General features: G+C 69.6%; 23 protein-coding genes. 13 read left to right on the top strand and 10 right to left on the bottom strand.

Annotated elements, in window-relative coordinates; all coding sequences use genetic code 11:
* Positions 1 to 123 precede the first annotated feature (123 nt).
* From AB0K67_RS23760 to AB0K67_RS23750, 3 genes are all read left to right on the top strand, one after another.
* Positions 124 to 612 carry an RDD family protein gene (locus AB0K67_RS23760; protein WP_364063977.1) on the top strand — a complete coding sequence of 163 codons (489 nt, stop codon included), beginning with the start codon at positions 124 to 126 and terminating at the stop codon, positions 610 to 612.
* Between the two features lie 512 nt (positions 613 to 1,124).
* The gene (locus AB0K67_RS23755) at positions 1,125 to 1,457 is read left to right on the top strand and encodes an Lsr2 family protein (protein WP_364063975.1); all 333 of its coding nucleotides are present in this window, start codon (positions 1,125 to 1,127) and stop codon (positions 1,455 to 1,457) included.
* A gap of 1,155 nt (positions 1,458 to 2,612) precedes the next feature.
* Complete coding sequence (locus AB0K67_RS23750; protein ID WP_364063972.1) at positions 2,613 to 5,114, top strand: ATP-dependent Clp protease ATP-binding subunit; 2,502 nt, start codon at positions 2,613 to 2,615, stop codon at positions 5,112 to 5,114.
* Positions 5,115 to 5,526: 412 nt separating this feature from the next.
* On the opposite strand, the gene AB0K67_RS23745 is transcribed toward AB0K67_RS23750, so the two are convergent.
* A complete protein-coding gene (locus tag AB0K67_RS23745) occupies positions 5,527 to 7,017 on the bottom strand; it encodes a hypothetical protein (RefSeq protein WP_364063969.1) in 1,491 nt (496 codons plus the stop codon).
* Positions 7,018 to 7,644: 627 nt separating this feature from the next.
* Between AB0K67_RS23745 and AB0K67_RS23740 the strand changes: the two genes are divergently transcribed.
* Positions 7,645 to 8,583 carry a TIM barrel protein gene (locus AB0K67_RS23740; protein ID WP_364063966.1) on the top strand — a complete coding sequence of 313 codons (939 nt, stop codon included), beginning with the start codon at positions 7,645 to 7,647 and terminating at the stop codon, positions 8,581 to 8,583.
* A gap of 68 nt (positions 8,584 to 8,651) precedes the next feature.
* On the opposite strand, the gene AB0K67_RS23735 is transcribed toward AB0K67_RS23740, so the two are convergent.
* Positions 8,652 to 8,921, bottom strand: a complete 270-nt coding sequence (locus tag AB0K67_RS23735; protein WP_364063963.1) for a hypothetical protein — start codon at positions 8,919 to 8,921, stop codon at positions 8,652 to 8,654.
* Positions 8,922 to 8,957: 36 nt separating this feature from the next.
* On the opposite strand from AB0K67_RS23735, the gene AB0K67_RS23730 reads away from it, so the two are divergent.
* Positions 8,958 to 9,287, top strand: coding sequence for a cupin domain-containing protein (locus AB0K67_RS23730; RefSeq protein ID WP_364063960.1), 330 nt, complete (start codon positions 8,958 to 8,960; stop codon positions 9,285 to 9,287).
* A gap of 334 nt (positions 9,288 to 9,621) precedes the next feature.
* Here AB0K67_RS23730 and AB0K67_RS23725 read toward each other — a convergent pair whose 3' ends face one another.
* Complete coding sequence (locus tag AB0K67_RS23725) at positions 9,622 to 10,494, bottom strand: A/G-specific adenine glycosylase (RefSeq protein ID WP_364063958.1); 873 nt, start codon at positions 10,492 to 10,494, stop codon at positions 9,622 to 9,624.
* Positions 10,495 to 10,572: 78 nt separating this feature from the next.
* Between AB0K67_RS23725 and AB0K67_RS23720 the strand changes: the two genes are divergently transcribed.
* On the top strand, positions 10,573 to 11,256 hold the full coding sequence (locus AB0K67_RS23720) for a hypothetical protein (protein ID WP_364063956.1): 684 nt from the start codon (positions 10,573 to 10,575) through the stop codon (positions 11,254 to 11,256).
* Between the two features lie 18 nt (positions 11,257 to 11,274).
* Here the strand turns inward: AB0K67_RS23720 and AB0K67_RS23715 are convergent, their stop codons facing one another.
* From AB0K67_RS23715 to AB0K67_RS23690, 6 genes are all read right to left on the bottom strand, one after another.
* On the bottom strand, positions 11,275 to 11,835 hold the full coding sequence (locus AB0K67_RS23715) for a dihydrofolate reductase family protein (protein WP_364063953.1): 561 nt from the start codon (positions 11,833 to 11,835) through the stop codon (positions 11,275 to 11,277).
* A gap of 585 nt (positions 11,836 to 12,420) precedes the next feature.
* Complete coding sequence (disA, locus tag AB0K67_RS23710; RefSeq protein WP_364063950.1) at positions 12,421 to 13,497, bottom strand: DNA integrity scanning diadenylate cyclase DisA; 1,077 nt, start codon at positions 13,495 to 13,497, stop codon at positions 12,421 to 12,423.
* Positions 13,498 to 13,537: 40 nt separating this feature from the next.
* The gene (gene radA, locus AB0K67_RS23705) at positions 13,538 to 14,944 is read right to left on the bottom strand and encodes a DNA repair protein RadA (RefSeq protein WP_364063947.1); all 1,407 of its coding nucleotides are present in this window, start codon (positions 14,942 to 14,944) and stop codon (positions 13,538 to 13,540) included.
* A 156-nt stretch (positions 14,945 to 15,100) separates the two neighbouring features.
* Entirely contained in the window at positions 15,101 to 15,406 is a 306-nt protein-coding gene (gene trxA / locus AB0K67_RS23700; protein ID WP_364063945.1) for a thioredoxin, read from the bottom strand.
* 2 nt (positions 15,407 to 15,408) lie between these two features.
* Positions 15,409 to 15,777: a MerR family transcriptional regulator gene (locus tag AB0K67_RS23695; RefSeq protein WP_364063943.1), complete on the bottom strand. Its 369-nt coding sequence runs from the start codon at positions 15,775 to 15,777 to the stop codon at positions 15,409 to 15,411.
* 42 nt (positions 15,778 to 15,819) lie between these two features.
* Complete coding sequence (locus tag AB0K67_RS23690; RefSeq protein WP_364063940.1) at positions 15,820 to 16,518, bottom strand: class I SAM-dependent methyltransferase; 699 nt, start codon at positions 16,516 to 16,518, stop codon at positions 15,820 to 15,822.
* A gap of 139 nt (positions 16,519 to 16,657) precedes the next feature.
* Between AB0K67_RS23690 and AB0K67_RS23685 the strand changes: the two genes are divergently transcribed.
* From AB0K67_RS23685 to AB0K67_RS23655, 7 genes are all read left to right on the top strand, one after another.
* Positions 16,658 to 17,467 (top strand): sugar phosphate isomerase/epimerase, encoded by an 810-nt coding sequence (locus AB0K67_RS23685; protein ID WP_364063937.1) that lies wholly within the window; start codon positions 16,658 to 16,660, stop codon positions 17,465 to 17,467.
* Entirely contained in the window at positions 17,464 to 18,342 is an 879-nt protein-coding gene (locus AB0K67_RS23680; RefSeq protein WP_364063934.1) for a class I SAM-dependent methyltransferase, read from the top strand. The genes AB0K67_RS23685 and AB0K67_RS23680 overlap by 4 nt, the downstream gene beginning before the upstream one ends.
* 100 nt (positions 18,343 to 18,442) lie before the next feature.
* Positions 18,443 to 19,027: a TetR family transcriptional regulator gene (locus tag AB0K67_RS23675; RefSeq protein WP_364063931.1), complete on the top strand. Its 585-nt coding sequence runs from the start codon at positions 18,443 to 18,445 to the stop codon at positions 19,025 to 19,027.
* Between the two features lie 135 nt (positions 19,028 to 19,162).
* The gene (locus AB0K67_RS23670) at positions 19,163 to 21,268 is read left to right on the top strand and encodes a (Fe-S)-binding protein (protein WP_364063928.1); all 2,106 of its coding nucleotides are present in this window, start codon (positions 19,163 to 19,165) and stop codon (positions 21,266 to 21,268) included.
* A gap of 147 nt (positions 21,269 to 21,415) precedes the next feature.
* A complete protein-coding gene (locus AB0K67_RS23665; RefSeq protein ID WP_364063925.1) occupies positions 21,416 to 22,219 on the top strand; it encodes a hypothetical protein in 804 nt (267 codons plus the stop codon).
* Entirely contained in the window at positions 22,216 to 23,280 is a 1,065-nt protein-coding gene (locus AB0K67_RS23660; protein ID WP_364063922.1) for a glycosyltransferase, read from the top strand. The genes AB0K67_RS23665 and AB0K67_RS23660 overlap by 4 nt, the downstream gene beginning before the upstream one ends.
* A 38-nt stretch (positions 23,281 to 23,318) precedes the next feature.
* The gene (locus AB0K67_RS23655) at positions 23,319 to 23,600 is read left to right on the top strand and encodes a metal-sensitive transcriptional regulator (RefSeq protein WP_049560737.1); all 282 of its coding nucleotides are present in this window, start codon (positions 23,319 to 23,321) and stop codon (positions 23,598 to 23,600) included.
* Positions 23,601 to 24,336: 736 nt separating this feature from the next.
* On the opposite strand, the gene AB0K67_RS23650 is transcribed toward AB0K67_RS23655, so the two are convergent.
* Positions 24,337 to 25,665, bottom strand: a complete 1,329-nt coding sequence (locus AB0K67_RS23650) for a hypothetical protein (protein ID WP_364063918.1) — start codon at positions 25,663 to 25,665, stop codon at positions 24,337 to 24,339.
* Positions 25,666 to 25,709 lie beyond the last annotated feature (44 nt).

Genomic DNA, 25,709 nt, shown 5'->3' with positions numbered 1-25,709 from the left:
CCCTCAGAAGTCCTCACAGGCGTCACAAGGGCCGGCTCCGCGCCGGCCCTTGTGTTATGTCCGCAGACCCCGGAGAAAATGGTGAGGGCCCCCCGTGCTCCGCGAAGACGTGAGGTGGGAGATATGGCCGGGACACCGCAGGTACCGGACGCACCTCCCGCTGAATGGTGGGAACGCCTGGCCGCCCGGCTCATTGAAGCGCTCGTCTTCGGGGTCTTCTATTACATTCTGTTCATTGCGCTGTGGGCCATCTTGCGGACTGTCGGGATGTCGGAGATGTTCGGCGGTCGGCTGCCCGGAGTGGCAGGCTGGGCGGTGGCCGGGCTGGGTTATGCCGCTTACGACTGGTGGGCCCATTCACGGCGCGGGCGTACGTTCGGCAAGGCGATCATGCGCATTCGCCTGGAGCCGGCCCGCCGGCCGGCCCGTAAGCTGCTGAAACGGTCGCTGGTCTATCCCGCCCCGCTGATGCTCATGGGCATTCCCGTGGTCAATCTGCTGACCGGAATGCTGCTCTTCGGCGTGGGGCTGCTCATCCTCATGGACAAGCCGCTGGAGCGGGGCCCGCACGACAGAGCTGCTGGAACGCGGGTAGTAAAAGATCTTCGCTGAGCCTTGTGTACCAGGGGCGATGTCTTTTCGTAAAATTTTCGCTTGATCCGGTAAGGAGCCTGGAGAGACTGGCATTAGGCTATGGGGCGTCCGGGTTGCCGGATGTTGGCGCCCCTGCGACACGCAGGGCATCTGTGTGCCGCTATGGTCGGTTGCGGGTGGCATCGCACCGTGCGTCATGAGGAGCCGGGCTCTCGAGGTGACGCACCGGACGCTTTAAGCGCCCCCGAAACCCCGCTAGCCGTGGAGGCGAAGGACGAATGGAAGCCCTAACAGAGGTATTGTCAGCGCTCATCCCCCCGGCGGTGGTGGCGGGCGCCTTCATCTTTGGCGTAGTGAAGTTGGTCCGCTCCGAGGCTCTGGGGGGCCGCCGAAACCGCGAGGATCAGCCCGAGGGCCAGAACTGATCGGCCAGTCAGCCGAATCCCCGTAGCGCTGAATTGTCTCCACGCCTTTCCGGGTATATGTTTGGGCAGGCGAATGAAACAATGCTCCGCGAAAGGATTGCGTACATGGCCAAGCAGATCCAGGAGATTCTCATCGATGACCTCGATGGGGGCGAGGCCAATGAGACGGTCAGCTTCGCTATTGACGGCTCGTCCTATGAGATTGACCTCAGCGACCTTAACGCGAAGAAGCTGAGGGACGCTCTATCGCCTTTCGTGCAGCACGCGCGCAGGGCGGGCTCGGCCACCACGCGTCGTCGCGGGCGCAGCGGCAGCCGGGCCATGAGCCGGGAGAAGAGCTCGGAGATCCGTCAGTGGGCCAAGGCCCACGGCCTGCCCGTCAGCGAGCGCGGCCGCATCGCCTCCACCGTCGTGGAGAAGTACGAGGCCGCGCACTGACGCCGCTCTCTAACAGAGCGACAGCCGACCATGCGCTTATGATGTTCGCCTTGGACCCCGGCGACCGCCATAAGCGCATGATCGTATCCCCGGCGTCCACGAATCCGGACTTCGGTGGATGATGATCGCGTAAGGCGCCCATATCCGGGCGTAATGGGCACGCGCGTTCCTTGGCCATCCCCGGCGCGTTTCCGCGCCGGGGCCGCGATATGCGGGCGAGCGCGCGCCGAAAGCCGTGTGGGGCGGCCGTGCCGCTTTCAGCGTACGCTCCGTGTACGCCGCGGGGCGGCCGCCCACATTGCCGTTCGCCGGCCGTGCCCCCGCTGGTGCGGCGCAAATCCCGGGCCGCCGGTTAAGCCGGCCGCTGAACTCTTCACGCGCTGTAGTGTAAAAGCGTGATCCACGGTTACCGTACGCGGCCGTAAACACGAAGCGTACGGATGCGCGGGCATCCCGATATCCCGCTCCCGCGCCCCTCCCGGGCATATGACGCGACTATGAGCAAGGCTCGCGCAATGCCGGTTCCCCTGCATCCCCCCGCAATGCGGCCATCTCGCGAGCAGTTCGTTTCCGATTGCCGTGCACGTGTGTGTGCAAGGATCACGAGAGAATGCATCGCATCAACCGCCGAGCGCGTCTCATCATGCGGGATGGGTTCGGTAACCGTCCTGATCGGATGGCGGAATACCGATTACCGACGGTACGGGCCTTCCGGGAGCGCGGTGCGCGCACTGTGGTTGATCGTGTTCGATGCGTAACGGGCTCGCTTGGCCAAGCCTCGCATCACGACATACGATGATTACGTAACAGATACGGACGTTGCATCAGTGCTGATGCGCGGGCGAAGTGGCGTCCCCAACGCCGCGTCGTACGAGGCGTCCGGCGGCCAGATGCGTGTGTGATCCGCATGCGCCGCGAGTGGCAATTCCAGTCGTTCCTGAGAGACGGCTTAAACATCGTTCGCTTGCGGCGTAGCGGGAACACGTCACCCCCGATCAGTAGTTGGATGGAGGGTGAACGCCCTGCTCTCGGGGAACGTGTCTGCTATAGAGCGTGTCAGCGGCAGAGGGCACGGTTCGCCGAGCCAGGGCTAGCATGCGGGAGGACGGGACCGGATTTACCGGCCTGACTGACCGCTCTGTGAGGAGCGACGAGATGTTCGAGAGGTTCACCGACCGAGCGAGGCGTGTTGTCGTCTTGGCCCAGGAAGAGGCCAGGATGCTCAACCACAACTACATCGGCACTGAGCACATTCTTCTTGGTTTGATCCATGAAGGTGAGGGCGTGGCCGCCAAGGCTCTCGAGAGCCTGGGCATCAGCCTTGAGGGTGTGCGCCAGCAGGTCGAGGAGATCATCGGCCAGGGCCAGTCGGCTCCGTCGGGGCACATTCCGTTCACCCCGCGGGCCAAGAAGGTCCTCGAGCTGTCGCTCCGTGAGGCTTTGCAGCTGGGTCACAACTACATCGGCACCGAGCACATCCTGCTCGGGCTCATCCGCGAGGGTGAGGGTGTGGCCGCCCAGGTGCTGGTCAAGCTTGGAGCTGATCTCAACCGTGTCCGGCAGCAGGTCATCCAGTTGCTCCACGGTTACCAGGGCAAGGAGCCGGCCGCGGCGGGCGGCCCCCAGGAGTCGGCCCCGTCCACGTCCCTGGTGCTCGACCAGTTCGGCCGTAACCTGACCCAGGCCGCCCGCGAGGGCAAGCTGGATCCGGTCATCGGCCGCGAGAAGGAGATCGAGCGGGTCATGCAGGTCCTCTCCAGGAGGACCAAGAACAACCCCGTTCTCATTGGCGAGCCCGGCGTCGGCAAGACCGCCGTCGTCGAGGGCCTGTCGCAGAAGATCGTCAGGGGCGAGGTGCCCGAGACGCTGAAGGACAAGCAGCTCTACACGCTTGACCTCGGCGCCCTGGTCGCCGGCTCCCGCTACCGCGGTGACTTCGAAGAGCGCCTGAAGAAGGTGCTGAAGGAGATTCGCACGCGCGGCGACATCATCCTGTTCATCGACGAGCTGCACACGCTCGTGGGTGCGGGCGCCGCCGAGGGCGCGATCGACGCCGCCAGCATCCTCAAGCCGATGCTGGCCCGCGGCGAGCTGCAGACGATCGGCGCGACCACGCTCGATGAGTACCGCAAGTACTTGGAGAAGGACGCGGCACTCGAGCGGCGCTTCCAGCCGATCCAGGTGGCCGAGCCGTCGCTCAGCCACACGATCGAGATCCTCAAGGGTCTGCGCGACCGCTACGAGGCACACCACCGCGTGTCCATCACCGACGACGCGCTGGTGGCCGCCGCGCAGCTGGCCGACCGCTACATCAGCGACCGCTACCTGCCCGACAAGGCGATCGACCTCATCGACGAGGCCGGCTCCCGCATGCGCATCCGCAGGATGACCGCGCCGCCGGACCTGCGCGAGTACGACGAGAAGATCGCCAACGTCCGCCGCGACAAGGAGTCCGCGATCGACGCGCAGGACTTCGAGAAGGCCGCTGCACTCCGCGACCAGGAGAAGCAGCTCCAGCTCAAGCGCGAGCGGCGGGAGAAGGAGTGGAAGGCCGGCGACATGGACGTCGTCGCCGAGGTCACCCAGGAGCTCATCGCCGAGGTCCTGGCGACCGCCACCGGCATCCCGGTCTTCAAGCTGACCGAGGAGGAGTCGCAGCGCCTGCTCCGCATGGAGGACGAGCTCCACAAGCGGATCATCGGCCAGGACGACGCCATCAAGGGCCTGTCGCGCTCCATCCGGCGCACCCGCGCCGGGCTGAAGGACCCGCGCCGTCCCGGCGGTTCGTTCATCTTCGCCGGCCCGTCCGGCGTCGGTAAGACCGAGCTGTCCAAGGCGCTCGCGGAGTTCCTCTTCGGCGACGAAGACGCGCTGATCAGCCTGGACATGTCGGAGTTCATGGAGAAGCACACCGTCTCCCGGCTGTTCGGCTCGCCTCCCGGCTACGTCGGCTACGAGGAGGGCGGTCAGCTCACCGAGAAGGTGCGGCGCAAGCCGTTCTCCGTGGTCCTGTTCGACGAGATCGAGAAGGCCCACCCCGACATCTTCAACTCGCTGCTGCAGATCCTGGAAGACGGTCGCCTGACCGACGCCCAGGGCCGGGTGGTCGACTTCAAGAACACGGTCATCATCATGACCACCAACCTCGGCACCCGCGACATCTCCAAGGGCATCGGGGTCGGGTTCGCGAAGTCCAACGACACCGAGTCCAACTACGAGCGGATGAAGGCGAAGGTCCAGGAGGAGCTCAAGCAGCACTTCCGGCCCGAGTTCCTCAACCGTGTCGACGACATCGTGGTCTTCCACCAGCTCACGCCGGTCGAGATCATCCAGATCGTGGATCTGATGCTCGCCCAGGTCGACGCCAGGCTGAAGGACCGCGACATGGGGCTCGAGGTCTCGCCCGAGGCCAAGCAGCTGCTCGCCGACCGCGGCTACGACCCGGTCATGGGCGCCCGGCCGCTGCGCCGTACGATCCAGCGCGAGCTGGAGGACTCGCTGTCGGAGAAGATCCTGTACGGCGAGCTCCGGCCCGGCCAGGTCGTGAAGGTGACGGTCGAGGGCGAGGGCGACGACGCCAAGTTCGTCTTCAAGGGCGAGACCGCCTCGAAGATCCCGGACTCGGCCGCCGCGATCGCAGCTCCGATCCAGAACTGACGTCCCTTCCTTAGGGGCTGAACCGGAAGCCCCCGTGTGAGTCGCTCGCACGGGGGCTTCCGCGTGCCTGGGGTCTTTTCGCGGGTGGCTGTGCGGGGGCGCTCGGTTCTTCGACAGGGACGGCGTCGGCGCGCCGCTGGGGAGCTTCTTGAGGGCGCGCTGCGGGCCGCCGCCTCCCGGGGGCTTGGGCCTCGCCGCTGGGCACGAGCGTGCTTGAGCAGCCTTATGGCGTGCACGGGACCGGGACTGCGGGACGCTCCGCGGGGCCAGGCCGTCCGGGACGAGCTCGCCAGACCCGCTTTCCAGGGGAGCGCCGGCCCGCCTGCTGGGCGGCCGGGTGTCGCGGGTGGTGTGGGGTGCGGGTCCGCCTGCCCGCGCCCTTGTGGCGTCCATGCCGGGTGCCCGCGTCACGTCACGGGCGGATCAGCTTTCCGTAGGCGGCGCGGATGTCCGACTTCGAGGACTTGACGTACATCTCGCTGGGCGGGCCGGTGTCGATGCCGCCCCAGTAGGTGTAGTGGATGCGGCGCGGGCAGGCGGAGCCGCCGATCTGCACGCTGCGCGGGCCGACGCGCTTGCCGGTGCGCAGCTCGTAGACGCGTACGGGGACCTTCCGCTTCTTGAACGTCACGTAGCTGGGGCTGAAAGCGGTCAAGCTGGTGGTGGACCTGTACGGGCAGGTTCTGACCGAAGAGCCGTACGTGGTCTCGCCGGCGCAGATCACCAGGACGGCCTTCGCGGGGTCCTTGGTCACCCACGAGGAGGGCAGCTTCTTCCTGTGGCCGCTGTTGCCGATCAGGATCGCGCGGTGCGGCCCCCTGCCCCGGTACGGCTTCGCGCCGGAGTAGGGCGCGGGCCTGCTGCAGTACTTGGGCTTGCCGCCCTTGAGCAGCTTGCGGACGTTCGCCAGCTCGATCTCCAGGCCGGCCCGCTTCCTGCCGTCCTTGGCCCTGGATGCGAGGTCGTCCTTGGGGTACTGCTTGAGGAGCTGCTCGTACTGCGCCTTGGCCTTCTTCCACTTCTTGTCCTTCGCCAGGGCGTCACCGCATTCGACGATCGCAGCGGGCGCGACCTTCGGGACGATCTCGGCGGCGCGGGCCAGCACCCCGCCATCGGAAGGCCGTTCACCGAGCCAGTCGGTGATCGTCTTGGTCTCGCAGGCGTCCTTGGTCGGCAGGGCCTTCAGGAAGTCGTCCAGGACCTTGCCTGCCTTCGCCTCCTGGCCGGCGGCCTCTTTGAGCGCCTGCGACAGGTGGCCGAAGCCCGACTCCAGGGCCTTGGTGTCGCCGGTCAGGGCGGTGTTCAGGTCGCCGGCGGCCTGCGCGAGGAAGAGGTCGGCCCTGCGTCCGTCCACGCCCTGCCACAGCGCGCCCGGGTGCGCGTGGTAAGTCTCGAGCGTACGGGCGGCCAGCAGCCGATCGGTCGAAGCCTGCCGCTCGGCGGTCACCAGCAGCTCGCAGGCCGCGCCCTCGTTCTCGGCCCGGGCGGTCAGCGGGGAGTCGGCCACCCGGTGCCCGGCCCAAAGCCCTGCCAGAGCCGACAGGGCTCGTGTGCAGTCGCCGTCACGGTGGGCCGCCGCGGCCTCCTGGTGGATACGGTAGGCGTCCAACCGCAGGTAGCCGGCGGCCAGCAGGACGACGAGGGCCGCGGCCAGCCCGACGAGCCGTTGCCGTCGCTTCTCCTCGGGGTTCTCGCGTTGTAAGCCCCTGCTCGCCAGCCACCAGCCGTGGGCGGTGACGAGGACCCACCACAGCAGCACCACGTACTCGAACCAGGTGACCCGCGCGACCAGGGCCAGCACGACGACGAGCGCGATCGTGACCGCCACGGAGCCGAATGCCAGCCCGCGCCGCCGCATCATCAGGTATCCGACGCCCAGCAGCGAGGCGTTCCCGAGCGCCACGGCCAAGGGGTCGGAGGTCGGCCCAGATTCAGGTGGAAGGTCATGGGCACTCGCCGGTCTCGGATCCATCGTGGCGCCTTTCTCGTACGAACGGCTCACGGCCCTGCTCGGATCACCGCCATTGTCGGTGCGGAGGTTTGGGAGGGGTCCCGGACCAGGCGGCCCTGATCACACGATGCGATGTTCATGTGGCCCAGCGCAATACCTCTTCCGGCTTTCTGTCCGGGTGGTGGCCCAGTGGGGGCTTGTGAGGCGCTGAGGGGATGTTTGGGAGGCTTTCGGCGTTTGTCCTAAGGTCAGGGCGGGTGGGAGGTTCCCCGGGCGCTCCGAGGCGGCCACAGGCGGTCTTCACGGTGAATGATCCCGGTTTGTGATGACCGTTGCGTAATTGTTGGGTGGCCGGGTATGCCACCACCGGAAGTAGTACTACACTGCGTAGAGCATCGCCAAGTCTCACCAAGTGAGCCACAAGAGCGTTATCCCGAGCTGAGGCTGCTCCCAGCGGAGTAGCGGACGATCGACTCAGGGCGGACGCGCATACGACCCGCAGACAGGCAACATGCTCACCTGGCTCGCACGCAACGAGGCGGGCGACGGGACACAACAAGCAAGCCGTGGAGGAAACCGATGCGCCTGCGTCACGATGACGGAACGCTCGTTCACCTCGCCTACAACGCAGGCGTCCACCCCGCTGAGGACCTGGAGAACCTCATCGCGCACCTCACCCGTTACGCGGTCCCGGTGCGCAAGCGGCTGGGCGTTGAGCGCATGGGCATCGGGTTGTGGCTGTCCCCGAGCGTCGCCGACCACCTCATCGCCGACCGGATCGAGCTCGTACGGCTGCGCCGCTCCCTGGAGGAGCGCGGCCTTGAGGTCGTGAGCCTCAACGGCACCGGCGGCCGCAACCAGGAGGTGCCCGGCCCCGACTGGGCCAAGCCCGAGCGCTACCGCTACACGATGGCGCTGGCCAGGATTCTGGCGTTCCTGCTGCCGGAGGACGTGCAGTTCGGCAGCATCTCCACCATCCCCATCGGATGGCGCCGCGACTGGCCCGCCGACCTGCACGCCATCGCCACCCGCCGCCTGGAGCGGCTGGCCCGCGAGCTGCGCGGCATCTACAGCACGACCGGCAAGACGATCAGGGTCGGCTTCGAGCCCTGGCCTGGGTGCGTGCTGGAGACCACCGAGCAGGCGCTCGAACGGGTCGGCGGCATCGACTCCGAACACTTGGGCGTGTGCCTGGACGCCTGCCACCTCGCCTGCGGGGCCGAGGAGCCGGGCCAGGCGCTCAAGGGGCTGGCCGAGGCGGGCGCGCCTGTGGTGAAGCTCGGTCACGTCCACAACCACACGGGCGAGACGCCCAGCACCGGGGCCGTGCTGCACGACACGCTGACCGCCATGCTGTCGGGGGCGGTGAGCGGCAGCGCTCACATCGAAGTGGAGACCCACAACCTCACCGTGCCGGGCCGCGCCAAGGGGCCTGGTGCGCTGGTGTCGCTGCTGGCCGAGGAGCTGGACTGGGCGCGTACGAACCTGACCGCCCTGGGGCTGCAGCTGGCCGCCTGAGCGGCTCGATCTGCAAAGGCCCGGCCGGTGCTTCTTTCGCCGGCCGGGCTTTTTGCGTGCCGGGGCGGTCAGAGGTTGCCGAACCAGCCCGGGGTGTCGAGGCGCCACGGGTTCGCGGGGGTCATGGTGCGAAGGTCCGCCTCCAGGGCCTGCAGGCGGTCCTCGCCCAGCTCGGCGGCCCAGCGGGCGCGCAGGGTGCCGAAGATGCGGGCGGAACGGGTGAGCGCGTCGGCCCCGCGCGGCGTGAGGCGGACGATCTTCTCGGCGTGCAGCTCGTCGATGATCATTCGGAACGCGAGCAGCAGGCGCAGGGGCAGTTCGAAGCCGGAGCTTGACACGATAGACAGCGCCGGTCGGAGACTCCGGGCGGGGTGATGACGACGTTCGCCTCGCCGACGCAGGGCGGGGCGTCACGGGCGATGTGGCGGGTCGACGCGCACCCGGGAGCCGTGGGGCCGGTGCACGACTTCGACCGCGAGCAGGTGTGGAGCTGGATCGCCGGGGCGGCGACCGTGGAGCTGGGCGGAGAGACGTACACGGTCGGCGCAGGGGACACGGTCGTCATGCCGGCGCATACCGTGCGGCGGGTGCTGGCCGACCCCGAAACGGGCTACAGCGCCGTCGTGACGGCGCCCGCCGGGGCGCGGGCGCTCGCGGCCGACGGCAGCGGTGACGAGTACGGCGTTCCGCCGTGGATCGCGTGAGGGGGAGCGCGGTGAGCGTTGTGACGGCGAAAGAGGCGCGCCGGGCCGAGACGCCGAACGGCGTGATGACCACGCTCGCCTCGCCCGCGCAGGGGCAGGCGGAGGCGGCGTTCTGGCGGGTGGAGGCGCGGGTGGGGCGAAGGTCTGCAACCCTGGTGGTACGTCGGAGCCCGACGCCTGCCACCTCGCGCCTAAGGACGACGAGCGCATCGTCCCCCTGTGGGGCAGGTGAGCCGGTTCGCCCGGTGAACTCTCCTGATCGGCCTGCCAGGAGGTGCGGGGGAGGCCGAACTGTGGGTCCGGTTCGCCCGGTGAGCTTCCCTTGGTGGAATCGTCAGGTGGGCAGGCGGTAGGTACCGTCGTCCAGCACCTCGGCCAGGCCGTCGGCGATGAGGCCGTCGAGTGCGCGTTCGCGCTGGACGGCGTCGTCCCACACCACGTCGAGCGCCGACTTGGGCACCGGGCCGTGGGCCTCGCGCAGCACGGCGAGGAGGCGGCCGCGGCACTGGCGGTCGGTGCCGGCGTACGTCTGGCCCTTGCGGGCCGGGCCCTCGTGCGGCGGCTTGCCCGCGAGACGCCAGGCGCACAGCGAGGTGATCGGGCAGTCGGCGCAGCGAGGGGAGCGGGCCGTGCACACCAGCGCGCCCAGCTCCATCACGGCCACACCCCAGCGGGGCGCGCCCAGTTCGGGCAGCAGGCTCTCGGCGAGGCGGCGTTCGGCGGCGGAGGTTGCGGCCGGCGGGTATTCCTCGCCGCGGATCGCCCGCGCGAACACCCGCCGCACGTTCGTGTCGAGCACCGCGTGACGACCGCCGAAGGCGAAGCTGGCCACGGCCGCCGCGGTGTACTCGCCGATGCCGGGCAGCGACAGCAGCGTGTCGTGGTCTGAGGGCACCTCGCCGCCGTGCTCCTCGGTGATGGCGCGGGCGCAGGCGTGCAGGCGCAGCGCCCGGCGCGGGTAGCCGAGCCGGCCCCAGTGGCGTACGGCCTCGCCCGGCTGCTCGGCGGCCAGCGCCTTGGGGGTGGGCCAGCGTTCCATCCACTCGTGCCAGACCGGCAGGACACGGACGACCGGCGTCTGCTGGAGCATGATCTCGCTGACCAGCACTCCCCACGGGGTCGCGTCGGGGGCGCGCCACGGGAGGTCTCGGGCGTTGTCCTCGTACCAGTCCAGAACGGGGGCGTGCAGGAGGTTCGGCTCAACCACGCGGTCAAGCGTATTCGGAGATTAAGGCCGTCGGCGTGTCGTCACCGAACGTGGTCGCTCTCTCACCATCCTTGGCGTATGGACCCGGATACTATGCGTGGCGACGGCGGTGACATCTACTGGCGGCGCCGGATGAGCGTGCTGATCGCGGTGCTCGTCGTGGTGGCCGTGGTGGCGTGGGCATGCTCAAGCGGCGGCAGCGGGCCGGAACGTGAGTCCAGCGCTCAGTCGTCACCGAGCGTCAGCCCCACGCCGACCGTCGACCCGCTGCTCGCGGGCCTGCGTACGCTCGCCATGGGCACCGCCAGCCCGTCGCCCACGCCGACGGCCAGCCCCAAGGCGTCGCCCTCCGAACGGAGGCGACCAGGTGAGCCGTGCTCGGACAAGGATCTGGTGCTCAGCCTCCAGGGCAGCGGTAAGGAGCCGATCTACAGCGGCGACGCCCGGCCGTCCTTCCTGGTCACGCTGGTGAACACGGGGCCGGTCATGTGCACGGCCGACGTCGGCCCCCGGTCCATGGAGATCCGGATCACCTCCGGGACGGACCGCATCTGGTCGACGGCCGACTGCGTGAGCGGCGAGGGCACGGAGATCAAGCAGTTGCGGCGCGGGGTGCCGTACGTGCGCATGCTGGAGTGGAACCGGCGGCGGTCCAGCTCCGACTGCCGGGCCGAGCCGCCCGCCGCGCTGCCCGGCACGTACGTGGCCATCGCGCGGATGGGCAGGCTGCGCAGCCACAAGGGCGTCTTCCACCTGCGCTGACCACGAGCACCGCTGGGGTCACGGGCGGTCGTAGCGGGTCACCACCACGCCCTTGTCGCAGACCCGCGACTCCACCAGCCGCAGCCCCAGCCGGTCGGTGCCGTTCGGGAACAGCGGGCGGCCGCCGCCCAGCACCACGGGGTGCACGGCGATGTGGTACTCGTCGATGAGTCCGTGCCGGGTCAGCGTGCCTGCCAGGCCCGCGCCGCCCATCAGCAGGATGTCGGCGCCGGGCTGCCGCTTGAGCTCGGCGATGCGCTCGGCAGGGTCGGTGCGGATCACTTCGGCGGCCCACTCGTCGTGCTCCAGGGTGGTCGAGACGACGATCTTGGGCGTCTTGCGCCAGACGGGGGCGAACGTCAGGTCGTGCGGGTCGTCGGACAGGGCTTCGGCGTTCGGCCAGTAGCCGACCATGATCTCCCAGACGCCTCGGCCGTACAGGAAGGCTCCGGCCCGCGCGCAGAGCTCGTTGGAGTACGCCGACAGCTCCTCGCCCATCATCGCCCAGTCGAACTCGCCACCGGGGCCCTCGATGTGGCGGTCGATGGAGGTGTGCACCCAGAACAGGATCTTCCGCATGGTTTCCGTTTCCCTTCAGTGGTCGTTGTCACCAAGGGGTCGGAGCGGGTCGGCCGGTCTCGACATGGGACGCGAGAAATCCCCCGATGTGAAATAAGTCATTCACCGTGCGGCCCGGCCGGAGTAGCCGTGCGCTCCGGTCGCCGGGAGTAGCCGTGCGGTCCGGCCGCCGGGAGCAGGAGGCTGTTGGAGCTCGCGAGAGTGGGTGCCTGGGCGCAGTGGGGCGCTTTCGCGTCGTGGTGGGTGGCCTGGGTCCGGCGCGAGGGGCTGTGCGCTTTGGCGGGGAGCCCGGTCGGAGATTCGGTGCGCTGGTGGGCGCTGCCGGGCGACAAGGCTCACGTGAGACGGAGAAAGGGGGCGCTGCTTGGCGGCCGGGTGGGAAACCACGTCACCCGAGGAGGCGCGGAGCCGGAGGGTAAGACGTGGCGTTCGAGGATGGAGGGTCTGGCGTCAGACGTGGTGTTCGAGGATGGAGGGTCCGGCGTCAGACATAGCGTTCGCGGATGGCGGGCTCGGCGTCAGACATAGCGTTCGCGGATGGCGGGTTCGGCGTCAGACGTGGTGTTCGAGGACGGAGGAATCGCGTCAGACGTAGCGTTCGAGGATGGAGGATTCGGCGAGGCGGGAGAGGCCCTCGCGGACGCTGCGGGCGCGGGACTCGCCGACGCCGCCGACGGCCTGGAGGTCGTCGATGCTGGCCGCCAGCAGCTTCTGCAGGCTGCCGAAGTGGTTGACCAGGCGGTCGACGACGACGGCGGGCAGCCGGGGGACCTTGGCCAGCAGGCGGAAACCGCGCGGGCTGACCGGGCTTTCGAGCTGGTCGCTGCCGCTGTGGCCGAGCACGCGCGCCACCGCCGACAGGTCGAGCAGCTCGGAGCCCGACAAGTGGTCGAGGTCGTGCATGGCCTCCTGCAGGCGGCGCTGGCGGCGGCCGGCCGGGGCGGGGAGGTAGTCGCGGATGACCAGCTCGCGCTCGGAGTCGACGCCGGCCACCAGCTCGTCGAGCTGGAGCGAGAGGAGCCGGCCGTCGGTGCCGAGCTCGACGACGTAGCCCTTGATCTCGTCGGAGATGCGGCGGACCATTTCGAGCCGCTGTGCCACGGCCGCGACGTCGCGCACCGTCACCAGGTCTTCGATCTCCAGGGCCGACAACGTGCCGGAGACCTCGTCGAGCCGGTGCTTGTAGCGCTCGAGCGTGGCCAGCGCCTGGTTGGCCTTGGACAGGATCGCGGCCGACTCTTCGAGCACGTAGCGGATGCCGTCGAGGTAGAGGGCGATGATCCGCATCGACTTGCTGATCGCGATGATCGGCAGGCCGGTCTGCCTGGCGACGCGCTGGGCGGTGCGGTGGCGGGTGCCGGACTCGTCGGTGGGGATGGACGGGTCGGGAACGAGGTGGACGGCGGCGCGGACGATCTTCTGGTCGTCGCTCACCACGATGGCGCCGTCCATCTTGGCGAGCTCGCGCAGCCGGGTGGCCGAGAATTCGACGTCGAGCTCGAAACCGCCGCTGCAGAGCGATTCGACGGTGCGGTTGTAGCCGAGGACTATCAGCCCGCCGGTCTGCCCGCGCAGGATGCGTTCGAGGCCGTCGCGCAGAGGAGTGCCCGGCGCTACAGCGGCCAGCGCTTCGCGACGGCGGTCGTCAAGACTCCTATCCACCTGACCCCCGTGTCGATCGGTCACCTCAGCTTAGCCGCGCTCACGTGACGTGTGTGAGTGCGTCCCAAACGTTCTCCGCCTGCACCACCTCGAACCCGGGAGCGAACGCGACCGGCCCGACCGGCACCAATGCGCGCTGGCCGCCGCGCTTTCGCCCGCCCTCGTCGAGCGATCCGGCGGGAACGAGTGCCCTCTTGAATCCCAGTCTGGCCGCTTCACCCAGCCGCCTGCGAACGTCTTTCACCGGACGCAGCTCGCCCGCGAGCCCGACCTCGCCGAGCGCCACCAGACCGGAGGGCAGCGGCTTGTCGCCGGCCGCGCTGGCGACGGCCAGCATGACCGACAGGTCGACGGCGGGATCGGCCAGCCTGATGCCGCCCACGGTGGCGGTGAAGACGTCGCAGCCGCCGAGCCGGGCGTTGAGCCGGCGCTCCAGCACCGCCAGGATCATCTGGACGCGATAGGGGTCGAGGCCGGACGAGGTGCGGCGGGGCTGCTGGGCCTCGGTGCGCGCGACCAGCGCCTGCACCTCGGCGGGCAGCGGACGGGTGCCCTCGACGGTGACGGTGACGCACGTGCCGGGCACCGGCTCGCTGCGCCGGGAGACGAACAGCCCGCTCGGGTCGGTGATGCCCTCGATGCCGCGCTCGTGGAGGTCGAAGCAGCCGACCTCGTCGGTGGGGCCGAAGCGGTTTTTGATCGCGCGGACCATGCGCAGCCGGGAGTGGCGGTCGCCCTCGAAGTTGAGCACGACGTCGACGAGGTGCTCAAGGGTGCGCGGACCGGCGATGGAGCCCTCTTTGGTGACGTGGCCGACGATGAGCGTCGCCATGTTGCGCTCCTTGGCCAGCCGCACGAGGTTGGCGGCCACCTCGCGCACCTGCGTGACCCCGCCGGGCACGCCCGTGGCCTGGCTGGTGCCGATGGTCTGGACGGAGTCGACGACCAGCAGCCGCGGCTGCACCTTCTCCACGTGGGTGATCAGGGCCGACAGCTCGGTCTCTGCGGCGAGGTAAAGGTTTTCTTGGATCGCGCCGATGCGGTCGGCCCGCAGCCGCACCTGGGCCGCGGACTCCTCGCCCGTGACGTAGAGGACGGTGGTGCGCTCGGCGATACGGGCGGCGGCCTCGAGCAGCAGCGTGGACTTGCCGATGCCGGGCTCGCCGGCCAGCAGCACCACGGCGCCTGGCACCAGGCCGCCGCCGAGCACCCGGTCGAGCTCGCCCACGCCGGTGGTGCGGGCCGTCGCCACCTCGGCCTTGACCTGGCCGATGGGCAGGGCGGGAGCGGTGGTGGCACCGGCCTGCACGACGGTGGCGCCGGCGCGGGCGCCCTCTTCGTCGACCGTGCCCCACGCCTGGCACTCACCGCACCTGCCCACCCACTTGGGGGTGCGCCAGCCGCACTCGGTGCAGCGGTATCCGGGCTTCTGGGCAGTCTTGGCCATGAGGAGCAGGCTAGCGCCAGGCACCGACAATCCCACCCGTCCCGCCCGTAACCGCGACCGGCGCGGCGCGCCGGCTGATGAGGCCGATCAGGACAGGCCCAGCTCGGCCTCCGGCAGTCGTTCCGGCCCGGGGCAGGACCGGCTCGGCCGATCGCCTCAGGACAGGCCCAGCTCCGCCTCCAGCAGGCGCTTCGGCTTGGCGCCCACGATCTGCTTGACGGGCTCTCCGCCCTCGAACAGCAGCATCGTCGGCACGGCCATGACGCCGTAGCGGGTCATGATCTCGGGGTTCTCGTCGGTGTTGAGCTTGCCGACGGTCAGCCCGTGCTCGGCCTCGATCTGCTCCAGTACGGGACCCACCATCCGGCACGGCCCGCACCACTCGGCCCAGAACTCGACCAGCACCGGCTCGTCGCTCTTGAGCACCCGCTCCTCGTAGTTGTCGGTGGTCAGCGTGATCATCTTCATCCCCTTACGAAGCAACCAGGACAGGACTGGGCGAGCTGGGCGGCCACCTCGGCGCGCCGCGCGAGCAGCACGCGGATCTCCCGGTCGATCTCGTTGAGCTTGCGCTCGTAGACCGCGACCGACTCGGCGCAGGAGCCGCCGGTGCTGTGACCACGGCGCAGGCAGTCGACGAACGGCCGCGTCTCCTCCAGGGTGAAGCCGATCTGGAGCAGGGCGCGGATCTCCGAGACGAGCCTGACGTCGTCCTCGGTGTAGGTCCGGTAGCCGTTGGACGCCCTGCGGGCGTGGAGCAGCCCGTGTTTCTCGTAGTAACGGAGGGAGCGGGTGCTCACCCCGGTGCGTTCCGCCAGCTCACCGATGCGCATGCGGCCAGGCTAAACGTTGACACTCGTGTCAAGGTCAAGCGTTCAGAAGTAGCGCCAGCGCAGCACGTTGGGGTAGTCGAGCTCCAGCCCCGGCGTCTCGGCGATGGCCTGCTCGGCCACCTCGGGCGCGAACTCGATGCGCAGCACCGCCTCCAGGTCGGCCCTGCGCTGGAAGACCATTCTGAGGTCGAGCGGCCTGCGCTGCCAGCCGTGCCGGTCCCAGAACGCCTCGACCTCGCGCGCGGAGTAGGTCGGCACCGTACGCGAGAACCACCGGCCGAACGCGCCCCGCGTCGCGTCGAGGTCCACCACGAACGCGGCGCCGCCCCTGCGCATGACCCGCGACAGCTCGCGCAGCCCTGGCTCGCACCCGGGGCCGAAGAAGTACGCCCAGCGCGCGATGGCGACGTCCACCCCGGCGTCCGGCAGCGGCAGGTCCTGGGCGGCGGCGGTGTGGACGGTCACGTTGGGCAGCGCGGCGCAGCGGCGGCGGGCCAGCGCGGCCAGGTCGCCGTGCGGCTCGACGCCGATCACCCGCGCCGCCTCGGCGGCGAGGATCGGCAGGTGGTAGCCGGTGCCGCAGCCGATGTCGAGCACCGTGGCGCCGGCCCAGGGGCGCAGCGCGCGCATGGCCGCGTCGGCGGCGCCGTCGGGATCGACGGCGCGGTTCTCCAGCTCGTAGATCTGCGGGGTGTTCCAGATGTTCGGGCTGGGGATGGCGCCTTTCACGATCCGTGGCATGCGTTCCACGCTAGGGCCTTTCGCGCACTCGTCCGGACAGGCCGTCGGTACGGCTCGTCTGTACGGGGCAGAAGGCACATACGGACAGGGCAGAAGGGCCTGACGCGCCAGATCGGCTTCTCCGGCTTAGGCTGGCTACGTGGCTGATGTCATCCGCGTGCCCAATGCGAAGATCGCATTGTCCACCGCCTCGGTATATCCGGAACGCACTCCCGACGCGTTCGAGCTGGCCGCCCGCCTGGGCTACGACGGCGTCGAGATCATGGTCGGCGCCGACCCCGTGAGCCAGGACATCGACGTGATCGAGCGGCTCTCCGATCACTACGAGGTCCCCGTCCTGGCCATCCACGCGCCCTGCCTGCTGGTGACGCAGCGGGTGTGGGGGCGCGACCCGTGGGCCAAGCTGCTGCGGGCCCAGAAGGCGGCAGAGCGGCTCGGCGCGTCCACGGTCGTGGTCCACCCGCCCTTCCGCTGGCAGCGCGAGTACGCGCGCGAGTTCGAGACCGGGCTGGCCAGGATGCGCGACGAGACGGACATCACGTTCGCGGTGGAGAACATGTTCCCGCTGCGCGCCAGGGGCAACGACGTGGTGCCGTACGCACCCGACTGGAACCCGATCGACTACGACTTCCCCCAGGTCACGCTCGACCTGTCGCACACCGCCGTGTCGGGCTCCGACGCCATGGAGATGGCGACCAAGCTCGGCGACCGGCTCGCGCACCTCCACCTGGCCGACGGCATCGGCGTGACCAACAAGGACGAGCACCTCGTGCCCGGCAGGGGCAACCAGCCGTGCGCGCAGATCCTGGAGCGGCTGGCCGGCAACGGCTACTCCGGGCTCGTGGTCCTTGAGATCAACACGAGGAAGGCGGCCAGCCGCACCGAGCGCATCGACGACCTCGCGGAAGGGCTGGCCTTCGCCCGGCTGCACCTGGCGGCGTCCACGTGAGCGGGCCGCTCAAGGACCTGGCGCGGACGTTCGACCGGGTGGCCGACGCCTACGACGAGGGGCGGCCCGGCTATCCCGACGAGGTCTACCGCGCGATGACCGAGGTGTCGGGCGTCGAGCTCGACGGCGCGACGACGGTCGACGTGGGTGCGGGCACCGGCATCATGACGCGGGCGCTGCGGGCGCGCGGCTCGCGGGTGATCGCGGTGGATCCCGGCGAGCCGATGCTTGCGCACCTCGTCGCCAAATCGGGCGGACGGGGAGCCGGTCGAGGGCGCGCGCAGGACGAGCGAGGGCGTGCCCGGCGAGCCGGACAGGGCACCGGGCAGGCCGGGCAGGGCGGCGGCGAGGACGGCTATGCCGGCGGGGAGGAGGCGCCGCTCGCGGCCGTGCTGGGCGACGGTAACGCGCTGCCGCTGACCGACGGCGTGGCCGACCTGGTGATGTACGCCCAGTCGTGGCACTGGCTCGACCCGGCCGCCTCCATCGCCGAGGCGCGGCGGGTGCTGCGGCCCGGCGGCGCGATCGTGGGCTGCTGGAACTTCAACCACGCGTCCCAGGCCGACTGGCTGGCCGCGTACGAGACGAGGCTGGCCGAGGAGGTGCCCACCTACTACGGCCCCGCCGTGGAGGAGTGGTCGGTGCCGCCGATCGCGTCGGCCTTCGAGGTGGTGGGGGAGCGCTGGATCCCGTGGACGCGGCTGGTCGGCATCGAGCACTTCCTGCTCGACCTGCGCTCTCACTCGTACATGGCGGCGCTGTCGCCGGAGCGGGCCGACGAGGTGGTGGCGCGGCGGCGGGCGGAGCTGCGCGCGGCCTTTCCCGAGGGCGTGCTGTCGGTGCCGATGCGGGTCTACCTGGCGGTGGGCCGGTGACGCGCTGCCTGGAAACGGGCGGGCGCCCCTCGCTGCCGGGCGTACGGACCGGCGGGGCACAGCGCCGCCCGGCGACGGGCGCGAGAAGCGGGGCGAGGCGATGACCGCGCAGCGGCGGCGGCCGGGGCGCAGGCCCGGCGCGGTGGACACGCGCGGCGAGATCCTGGCGGCGGCGCGGAAGGTGTTCGCGGAGAAGGGCTTCGACAAGGCGACCGTACGCGGCATCGCGCGCGAGGCCGGCGTCGATCCCGCGCTCGTGCACCACTACTTCGACACGAAGGAGGGCATGTTCGCCGCGGCCATGCAGCTGCCGATCACGCCCGAGCAGGTCATTCCGCTGCTGCTCGAGGGGCCGCGCGAGGAGATCGGCGAGCGGCTGGTCGGCATGTTGCTGCGGGTGACGGCCGAGCCGGAGATGCGCGAGCCGATGGTGGCGCTGCTGCGCTCGGCGATGACCAACGAGCAGGCCGCGACGATGTTCCGCGAGTTCATCCTGCACGCGCTGCTCTACCAGGTGGCCGACCGTCTGGGGGTGCCGCATCTGCGGGTGGAGGCGGCCTTCGCGCAGATGTTCGGCGTGATCATGGGTAGGTACGTCCTCAAGCTGGAGCCCCTGGCGAGCGCGAGCATCGAGGAGCTGGTCGAGCTGCTGGCGCCGACGATTCAGCGCTACTTCTACGGGTAGAGCATTGTTCTAGAATGGGCGGCGACCTTAGGGTATGTCGCGTGAGCCAGTAAAGTTACTCGTGGGTAGGATCGGCCTATGCCTGCGCAGCGGGTGACCGTACGCTGACAGCCAACGTCGTCTGTGGGAGGACCCGTGCTCTGGGTTGCCATCATCGGGCTCGTCATGACCGTCCTGGCGGTGGCCGTGGCCGGTCGAAGGGTGCTGTTCCTGTACAAGCTCGCCACCGTGGGCCCGCCCGCGCCCGAGCGGATCGAGTACGCCAAGACTCACGTGGGCGACGAGATCAAGGCGCAGCTCGTCGAGGTCTTCGGCCAGAAGAAGCTGCTCAAGTGGACGCCGTCGGGCGTCGCGCACTTCTTCGTCATGTGGGCGTTCTTCATCCTGCTGACCGTCTACATCGAGGCGTACGGCGCGATCATCCAGGGCGCGATCACCGGGCGGCCGAATTTCCACATCCCGCTCATCGGCACCTGGGGCGTGCTCGGCTTCCTGCAGGACTTCATCGCGGTGGCCTGCCTGCTCGGCCTGGTCGCGTTCGCGGTCATCCGGGTCAAGAACTCGCCCAAGCAGCTCGGCCGGCGCTCCCGCTTCTCCGGCTCGCACCTGGGCGGCGCCTGGCTGGTCCTGTTCATGATCTTCAACATCATCTGGACCCTCTTCCTGGCCAGGGGCGCCGCGGCGGCCAACGGCAACTTCCCCTACTCCTCGGGCGCGTTCGTCTCGCTGGCGCTCGGCGACGTGCTTCCGCAGAGCGCGCTGCTGGAAGAGATCGGGCTGCTGCTGCACATCGGCTTCATGCTGGTGTTCCTCATCATCGTGGTGAACTCCAAGCACCTGCACATCTTCACCGCGCCGCTCAACGTGCTGTTCTCCCGCCGCCCCGACGGGCTCGGCGGCGCGCCGGAGCTGCGGGTGGACGGCAAGCCCGTCGACTTCGAAGACGAGGACCTCGACCCCGAGCGGCTCGGCCGGGGCAAGATCGCCGACACCACGTGGAAGGGCTTCCTCGACTTCTACTCCTGCACCGAGTGCGGCCGCTGCCAGTCGCAGTGCCCGGCGTGGAACACCGACAAGCCGCTGTCGCCGAAGATGCTCATCCTCGACCAGCGCGACCACGCCTTCGCCGTGGCGCCGTACCTGATGGCCGCGCAGAACGGCGTCGAGCACAAGGACGCCGACGTGCTCGCGCTGCTGGAGAAGCCGCTGGTCGGCGAGGAAGGCGTGATACACCCAGACGTGCTGTGGTCGTGCACCAACTGCGGCGCCTGCGTCGAGCAGTGCCCGGTGGACATCGAGCACATCGACCACATCCTCGACATGCGCCGCTACCAGGTCATGGTGGAGTCGTCGTTCCCGTCCGAGGCGGGAGTGATGGTCAAGAACCTGGAGAACAAGGGCAACCCGTGGGGCATGTCCGAGATGAAGCGGGCCGACTGGATCGAGGAGCTCGACTTCGAGGTCGAGGTCGTCGAGGACAAGATGCCCGAGGACGCCGAATACCTGTTCTGGGTGGGCTGCGCGGGCGCGCTCGAAGACCGGGCCAAGAAGACCACCAAGGCCGTGGCGGAGCTGCTGCACATCGCGGGCGTCAAGTTCGCGGTGCTCGGCCCGATGGAGGCGTGCACCGGCGACCCGGCGCGGCGGCTGGGCATGGAGTACCTGTTCAACATGCTCGCCCAGCAGAACATCGAGACGCTCAACGAGGCCGGCGTCAAGAAGATCGTGGCCACCTGCCCCCACTGCTTCAACACGCTCGCCAACGAGTATCCGCAGCTCGGCGGCACGTACGAGGTCGTGCACCACACGCAGCTGCTGGCCAAGCTGGTCGATGAGGGCAAGCTCACCCCGATCACCCCGATCGAGGAGAAGATCACCTACCACGACCCGTGCTTCCTCGGCCGCCACAACAAGGTCTACTCCCAGCCGCGCGACATCATGGCGAAGGTGCCCGGAGTGCAGACCCAGGAGATGCACCGCCACAAGGACCGCGGCTTCTGCTGCGGCGCGGGCGGCGCGCGCATGTGGATGGAGGAGCGCATCGGCAAGCGCATCAACACCGAGCGCGTGGACGAGGCGCTGACCACGAACCCTGACACGGTCTCGACCGCCTGCCCCTTCTGCATGGTCATGCTCGGCGACGCGATCAACGAGAAGAAGAACAACGGCGAGGCCAAGGAATCGCTGGAGGTCGTGGACGTCGCGCAGCTCCTGATCAAGTCAGTCAAGAGCCCGTCCTGACCGCGACATGTCGGACTCCTCCACACCTGATGTGGAGGAGTCGCATGTCAACGCACGTGACAGGAAGAAATCCGGCATCCACATAACGGGAAAATCACGGTAACCTCAACGTCGCATGGCTCTATTCGGACGGGGAGGGGGCTAGTGATGGGCGTCGTCGTCACAGACGCCGAAGTCACCCTTGCCGACGTGCTCTCCCTGCGCCTCGCCATGGACGGACCTCTGGAGGAAGGCACCGAACTCGTTCTGCGGCACCGCACCACGGGCGTGGAACGCGCCGTGCGGCTCGGCACGCCGGGCGCCCGGGCGCGCGAGGCCTCGCTCGCGGTGTCGCTGGAGCCGCTCGGCCTCACCGCCGGCCGGTGGGACGCCTACCTGCGCCGCGGCGGCAAGCGCACCAGGCTGCGCAGCATCGACCCGGGCTTCTCGCTCGACCACCTCGACGCGTACGCGCTGTGCCGCCGCACCCTCGCCTACCGCTCCTACCGCACCCGCAACGGCTACCTCGCGCTGAAGATCTCCGAGGCGGAGCCGGTGGCGGAGGTGCGCTCGGTCTGGTTCAGGGAGGGCCGCTTCGAGGTGATGGGCCTGCTCGCCTACACCGGCCTGGAGGACGACGACTCGCGCCACGAGGCCGTGCTGACGCTCAGCCGCAGGCAGACCGGCGCCCGGCTGAAAGGCAACGCGACCGTGCAGGGAGTGCGCTTCCACGCGGCCGTGTCGCTGGTGGACGTGCTGGCCGCCGACCCGGAGGGCGCCGCGGGCTCCGGCACGTGGGAGCCGGTGCTCGAAGTGGAGGACGTGCCCACGGCGCTGCGGCTCGGCTCACGCCTCGACGACGTGGACGGCAAGCGGCGCCGGCTGCACTACCCGTCGGCCCGGGTGGACGGCGTGCTGATCAAGCCCTGCTACACCGCCGACGACGAGCTGCGGATCGAGGTCGGCGGATGAGGATCAGCCTGGTGCTCGCCTCCGCGTACGGTATGCGCGGTGACGTGCGCGCCATGCTGAACCTGGCCACGGCCCTGGCCGAACGCCACGACGTCGAGGTGATCAGCGTCAGGCGGCAGAAGGAGAAGCCGTTCTTCCCCATCAGCTCCAAGGTCTCACTGCGCAGCGTGGTGGACGCCAGGCCCGGCGTGCGCCACCTGCTGCCGCGCGGCCAGGTGCGTACGGAGGTCGCGCTCTGGCGGGTGCTGCGCAACCTCAGATCCGACGTGGTGATCACGACCAGGCCGGGCATCGGCGTGCAGGTGGCCAGGCACGCGCCGCGCGAGACCCTCAAGATCGCCCGCGAGTGGGGCAGGCCGGCCGTGCCGGGCCCCGTCAAGCGCTACTATCCGCGCCTGCACGCCGTCGTGACGGCCACCGAGTCGGCGCAGGAGGAGTGGACCAGGCTGCTCGACGACGGCGGGCCGCCCGTCCACTGCGTGCTCGACGCGCTGCCCTGCGGGCCGCGGCCGCGCTCGCGCATGGACAACAGGATCGTGGCCGCCGGCGGCCGGTGGGTGCCGGTCAAGGCGTACGACCGGCTGATCAGGGCGTTCGCGATCGTGGCCGACAAGCGGCCCGACTGGCGGCTGCGGCTGTACGGCGGCGGCCCGGAGGAGCGGCTGCTGCGCTCGCTGGTGCGGGAGCTGAACCTGCACAACCACGTCTACTTCATGGGCACCACACCCGACCTCGCGGGCGAGTTCGCCAAGGCGTCGATCGTGGCCAGCACCTCGCGCAGCGAGGACCTCGGCATGGCGGTGCTGGAGGCGATGGGCTGCGGGGTGCCGGTGGTGGCGTACGAGGGGGCCAGGGGGCCCAGGGAGTTCGTCGCGACGGGCTACAACGGCGTGCTGGTGCCCGAGGACGACCCTTCGATGTTCGCGGCGGCGCTGCTCGCGCTGATCGACGACGAGCGCCGGCGGCGGTCGCTGGCGGCCGGGGCGCGCGACACGGCGCTGCGGCACTCGGCCGACGAGATCGCCGAACAGTGGGAGAAGCTCATCTCCGGGCTTCGCTAGATCACCTGGGCCATACCTCTTACGGGTACCGTAGAAGCATGCATGGGTACAGCGGAGACAAGCAGGCATATCTCACCCGCCTGCGGCGAATCGAGGGGCAGATTCGGGGCCTGCAGCGCATGGTCGACGACGATGCCTACTGCATCGACGTGCTGACCCAGGTCTCCGCGGCGACGAGGGCCCTGCAGGCGGTGGCGCTGGGGCTGCTCGAGGAGCACATCTCCCACTGCGTGGCCGACGCCATCGCCACCGGCGGCCCTGAGGCCGATGCCAAGGTCAAGGAGGCCTCCGCGGCCATCGCCCGCCTCGTCCGCTCCTGACGCCTTCGCCCGGCCCGGTCTGTGCGGTCGTGCTGTGGGGCCTCCGCCTCCGCGCCTGATGCCCGTGCCGCCCGTGACGCCCTCAGCGCGGCCGTGACGCACACGCCCCGTGTCCGGCCTGGCGTGTGAAGGTCGCTCAGGGGGTGGGGCGGGCTCGTGTCTGAGGGGATGGTCCGAGTGTGCGCGCCCGCGTTCGGTCTGGCGTGCCGGGAAGATCGTTTTGGGAGAGGGGAGGGCTCATCCGTGAGGGGGATAGTCCGAGTGGCGGAATGACTAGTTATGTGAAACCCCGGAAACCGGTGTTCCCGACCCCCTTGGGCCGGGAACTAGGTCCCCGGGGCTAGTAATCGTGATGGTTCTTCAGCGGCTCGCCGAAGTCCGCAATCCGAGCGCGTCGTCGAGTTCGTCCAAGGTCAGCCGCCGCTCGCTACCGGCCACGGCCGTGAGCACCTCGGCGTAGAGCGCAATCTCGTCCAACGCGACACGGTCGTGGACCCGAGAGTCCAGGTCATCGTGCCCCACCGCGTCGTCCTTCCTTCCGCAGCCCACACCCTCTACGAGGTTACGGCGCGGGCCCTTCCGGCGACATGGCCCATCGGAGTCATTCCTTTCGTCGCCTAGGGGGCCCCAGGGGGATCATTTCCCGTTTCCGAGATCACAATTCAGCTAATCGGGTGTTATCGGAAGGGTTGAAACGATAGTGGGGAGGTAAGGTGGAAATAGCGGTATTAGTGGTTTACATGTGACCTGTGTGGTGGTCGTCACGTTCGTGGACGATCTTACGCACCAGCGCCGTCTGGCTCGCCAGCCCGCGCTCGGGCATCTTGGCCCCCGTCAGCCGCTCCCACGCAAGCCCCGTCGCGTACGCGGCCCCCAGCACGGCCGCCGCGCTCGCCCGGTCGGGCGGCGCCACCTCGATGACGGGAGCGGGCGCCACGGACACGCCGCCCCCGCGTACGGGGAAACCCTCGGGCTCGGTCCGTTCGGCCGCCGAGGTGCTCGTCAGGCCCGCGCGGCGCAGCTCCTCGTACGCCATCCGCAGCCGGTGGTCCAGCCGCCCCGGCAGCACGCCGCGCGAGTCCGAAAGGTCGGCGAGGAACGTGGCCGCCGCCTCGCGCGGGTCGGGCATGAAGGACAGCGCGTCCACGAGGTCGTACACGGAGTGGGAGAAGTGACCCTCGGGGTCGTTCTCGACGAGCAGCGCCCGGCACAGCCGGGGCGGGCAGCGTTTCAGCCACGCCTGCCGCAGCGCCGCGTCGTCCTCGTGCGGCTCGTCGATCTCGGCCTTGCGCAGCATCGGCTCGACCATCGTGAGCAGCGCCAGCGCGCGCGGCCTGAAGCGGGTGTCGAGCAGCAGGATCTGCGCGGTGTCGGCCATGACGGCGGCCAGCCTGAGCGCCGCGCGCGGCTGCCCGGCCCGCAGCCGCTCGGCGACGAGCGTGGCGAGGTCGAGCAGCGGCGGCGCGGGCAGCCAGCGCACCCACTCGTCGCCGGGCAACGACCGGCGCAGATACTCGCCGAAGACGGTGATCAGCCGCTCGTTGCCGTCGAAGGCGGGCGCGTACGCGCACCACATGATCGTGCCCCACACGGCGGCGACCGTGCTGGGCACGTCGGAGGCGAAGATCTCGCCGAAGGCCGTCAGCGGGTAGTCCAGCTCCGACTTGCGGCCGCAGGCGCGTACGAGCTGCCTGACCTGCTCGGTGAGGCCCTCGGGCACGTCGGGACCGATGAACGACTGCGTGGAGCCGGGCTCGGCGTGGAAGTCGTAGCCGTGCGGCACCACCTCGTCGGGCAGCGCCGCGGCCTGGTGCGCGTCGCGCCGGGCCCGCAGCCTGCGGGGCGGTGGCGCGAGGTGCCAGCGGCCGTCGGCGGGGTCGTACAGGTGCCAGCGCGCGTGCGCGCCGAACAGCCACCGGTCGCCGTCGGGGGTCACCAGGATGCGGGCCGCCAGGACGTGGGCGCGGTCGGGCACGGACAGCCCCTGCCAGCGCGGATCGGCGACCATGGTGCGGACCTCCGCCTCGGTGGCGGTGAAGGCATCCCAGGGTCGCACGGCGGTCATCGTACTGGGCGAAGGTGGATCATCCATCGGCATTTCGCGGCAGA

The organism is Nonomuraea sp. NPDC052634, assembly GCF_040678535.1.
GTDB classification, from domain to species: Bacteria; Actinomycetota; Actinomycetes; order Streptosporangiales; family Streptosporangiaceae; genus Nonomuraea; species Nonomuraea fastidiosa.
This window is presented reverse-complemented; position numbering and strand designations above follow the sequence as displayed.

What these genes read in the sequence shown, in the direction of transcription:
- AB0K67_RS23760 (WP_364063977.1), top strand. Translation starts at nt 124, where the DNA reads ATGGCCGGGACACCGCAGGTACCGGACGCACCTCCCGCTGAATGGTGG.
- AB0K67_RS23755 (WP_364063975.1), top strand. Translation starts at nt 1,125, where the DNA reads ATGGCCAAGCAGATCCAGGAGATTCTCATCGATGACCTCGATGGGGGC.
- AB0K67_RS23750 (WP_364063972.1), top strand. Translation starts at nt 2,613, where the DNA reads ATGTTCGAGAGGTTCACCGACCGAGCGAGGCGTGTTGTCGTCTTGGCC.
- AB0K67_RS23740 (WP_364063966.1), top strand. Translation starts at nt 7,645, where the DNA reads ATGCGCCTGCGTCACGATGACGGAACGCTCGTTCACCTCGCCTACAAC.
- AB0K67_RS23730 (WP_364063960.1), top strand. Translation starts at nt 8,958, where the DNA reads ATGACGACGTTCGCCTCGCCGACGCAGGGCGGGGCGTCACGGGCGATG.
- AB0K67_RS23720 (WP_364063956.1), top strand. Translation starts at nt 10,573, where the DNA reads ATGGACCCGGATACTATGCGTGGCGACGGCGGTGACATCTACTGGCGG.
- AB0K67_RS23715 (WP_364063953.1), bottom strand. Translation starts at nt 11,835, where the DNA reads ATGCGGAAGATCCTGTTCTGGGTGCACACCTCCATCGACCGCCACATC.
- radA (WP_364063947.1), bottom strand. Translation starts at nt 14,944, where the DNA reads ATGGCCAAGACTGCCCAGAAGCCCGGATACCGCTGCACCGAGTGCGGC.
- trxA (WP_364063945.1), bottom strand. Translation starts at nt 15,406, where the DNA reads ATGATCACGCTGACCACCGACAACTACGAGGAGCGGGTGCTCAAGAGC.
- AB0K67_RS23695 (WP_364063943.1), bottom strand. Translation starts at nt 15,777, where the DNA reads ATGCGCATCGGTGAGCTGGCGGAACGCACCGGGGTGAGCACCCGCTCC.
- AB0K67_RS23690 (WP_364063940.1), bottom strand. Translation starts at nt 16,518, where the DNA reads ATGCCACGGATCGTGAAAGGCGCCATCCCCAGCCCGAACATCTGGAAC.
- AB0K67_RS23675 (WP_364063931.1), top strand. Translation starts at nt 18,443, where the DNA reads ATGACCGCGCAGCGGCGGCGGCCGGGGCGCAGGCCCGGCGCGGTGGAC.
- AB0K67_RS23665 (WP_364063925.1), top strand. Translation starts at nt 21,416, where the DNA reads ATGGGCGTCGTCGTCACAGACGCCGAAGTCACCCTTGCCGACGTGCTC.
- AB0K67_RS23660 (WP_364063922.1), top strand. Translation starts at nt 22,216, where the DNA reads ATGAGGATCAGCCTGGTGCTCGCCTCCGCGTACGGTATGCGCGGTGAC.
- AB0K67_RS23655 (WP_049560737.1), top strand. Translation starts at nt 23,319, where the DNA reads ATGCATGGGTACAGCGGAGACAAGCAGGCATATCTCACCCGCCTGCGG.
- AB0K67_RS23650 (WP_364063918.1), bottom strand. Translation starts at nt 25,665, where the DNA reads ATGACCGCCGTGCGACCCTGGGATGCCTTCACCGCCACCGAGGCGGAG.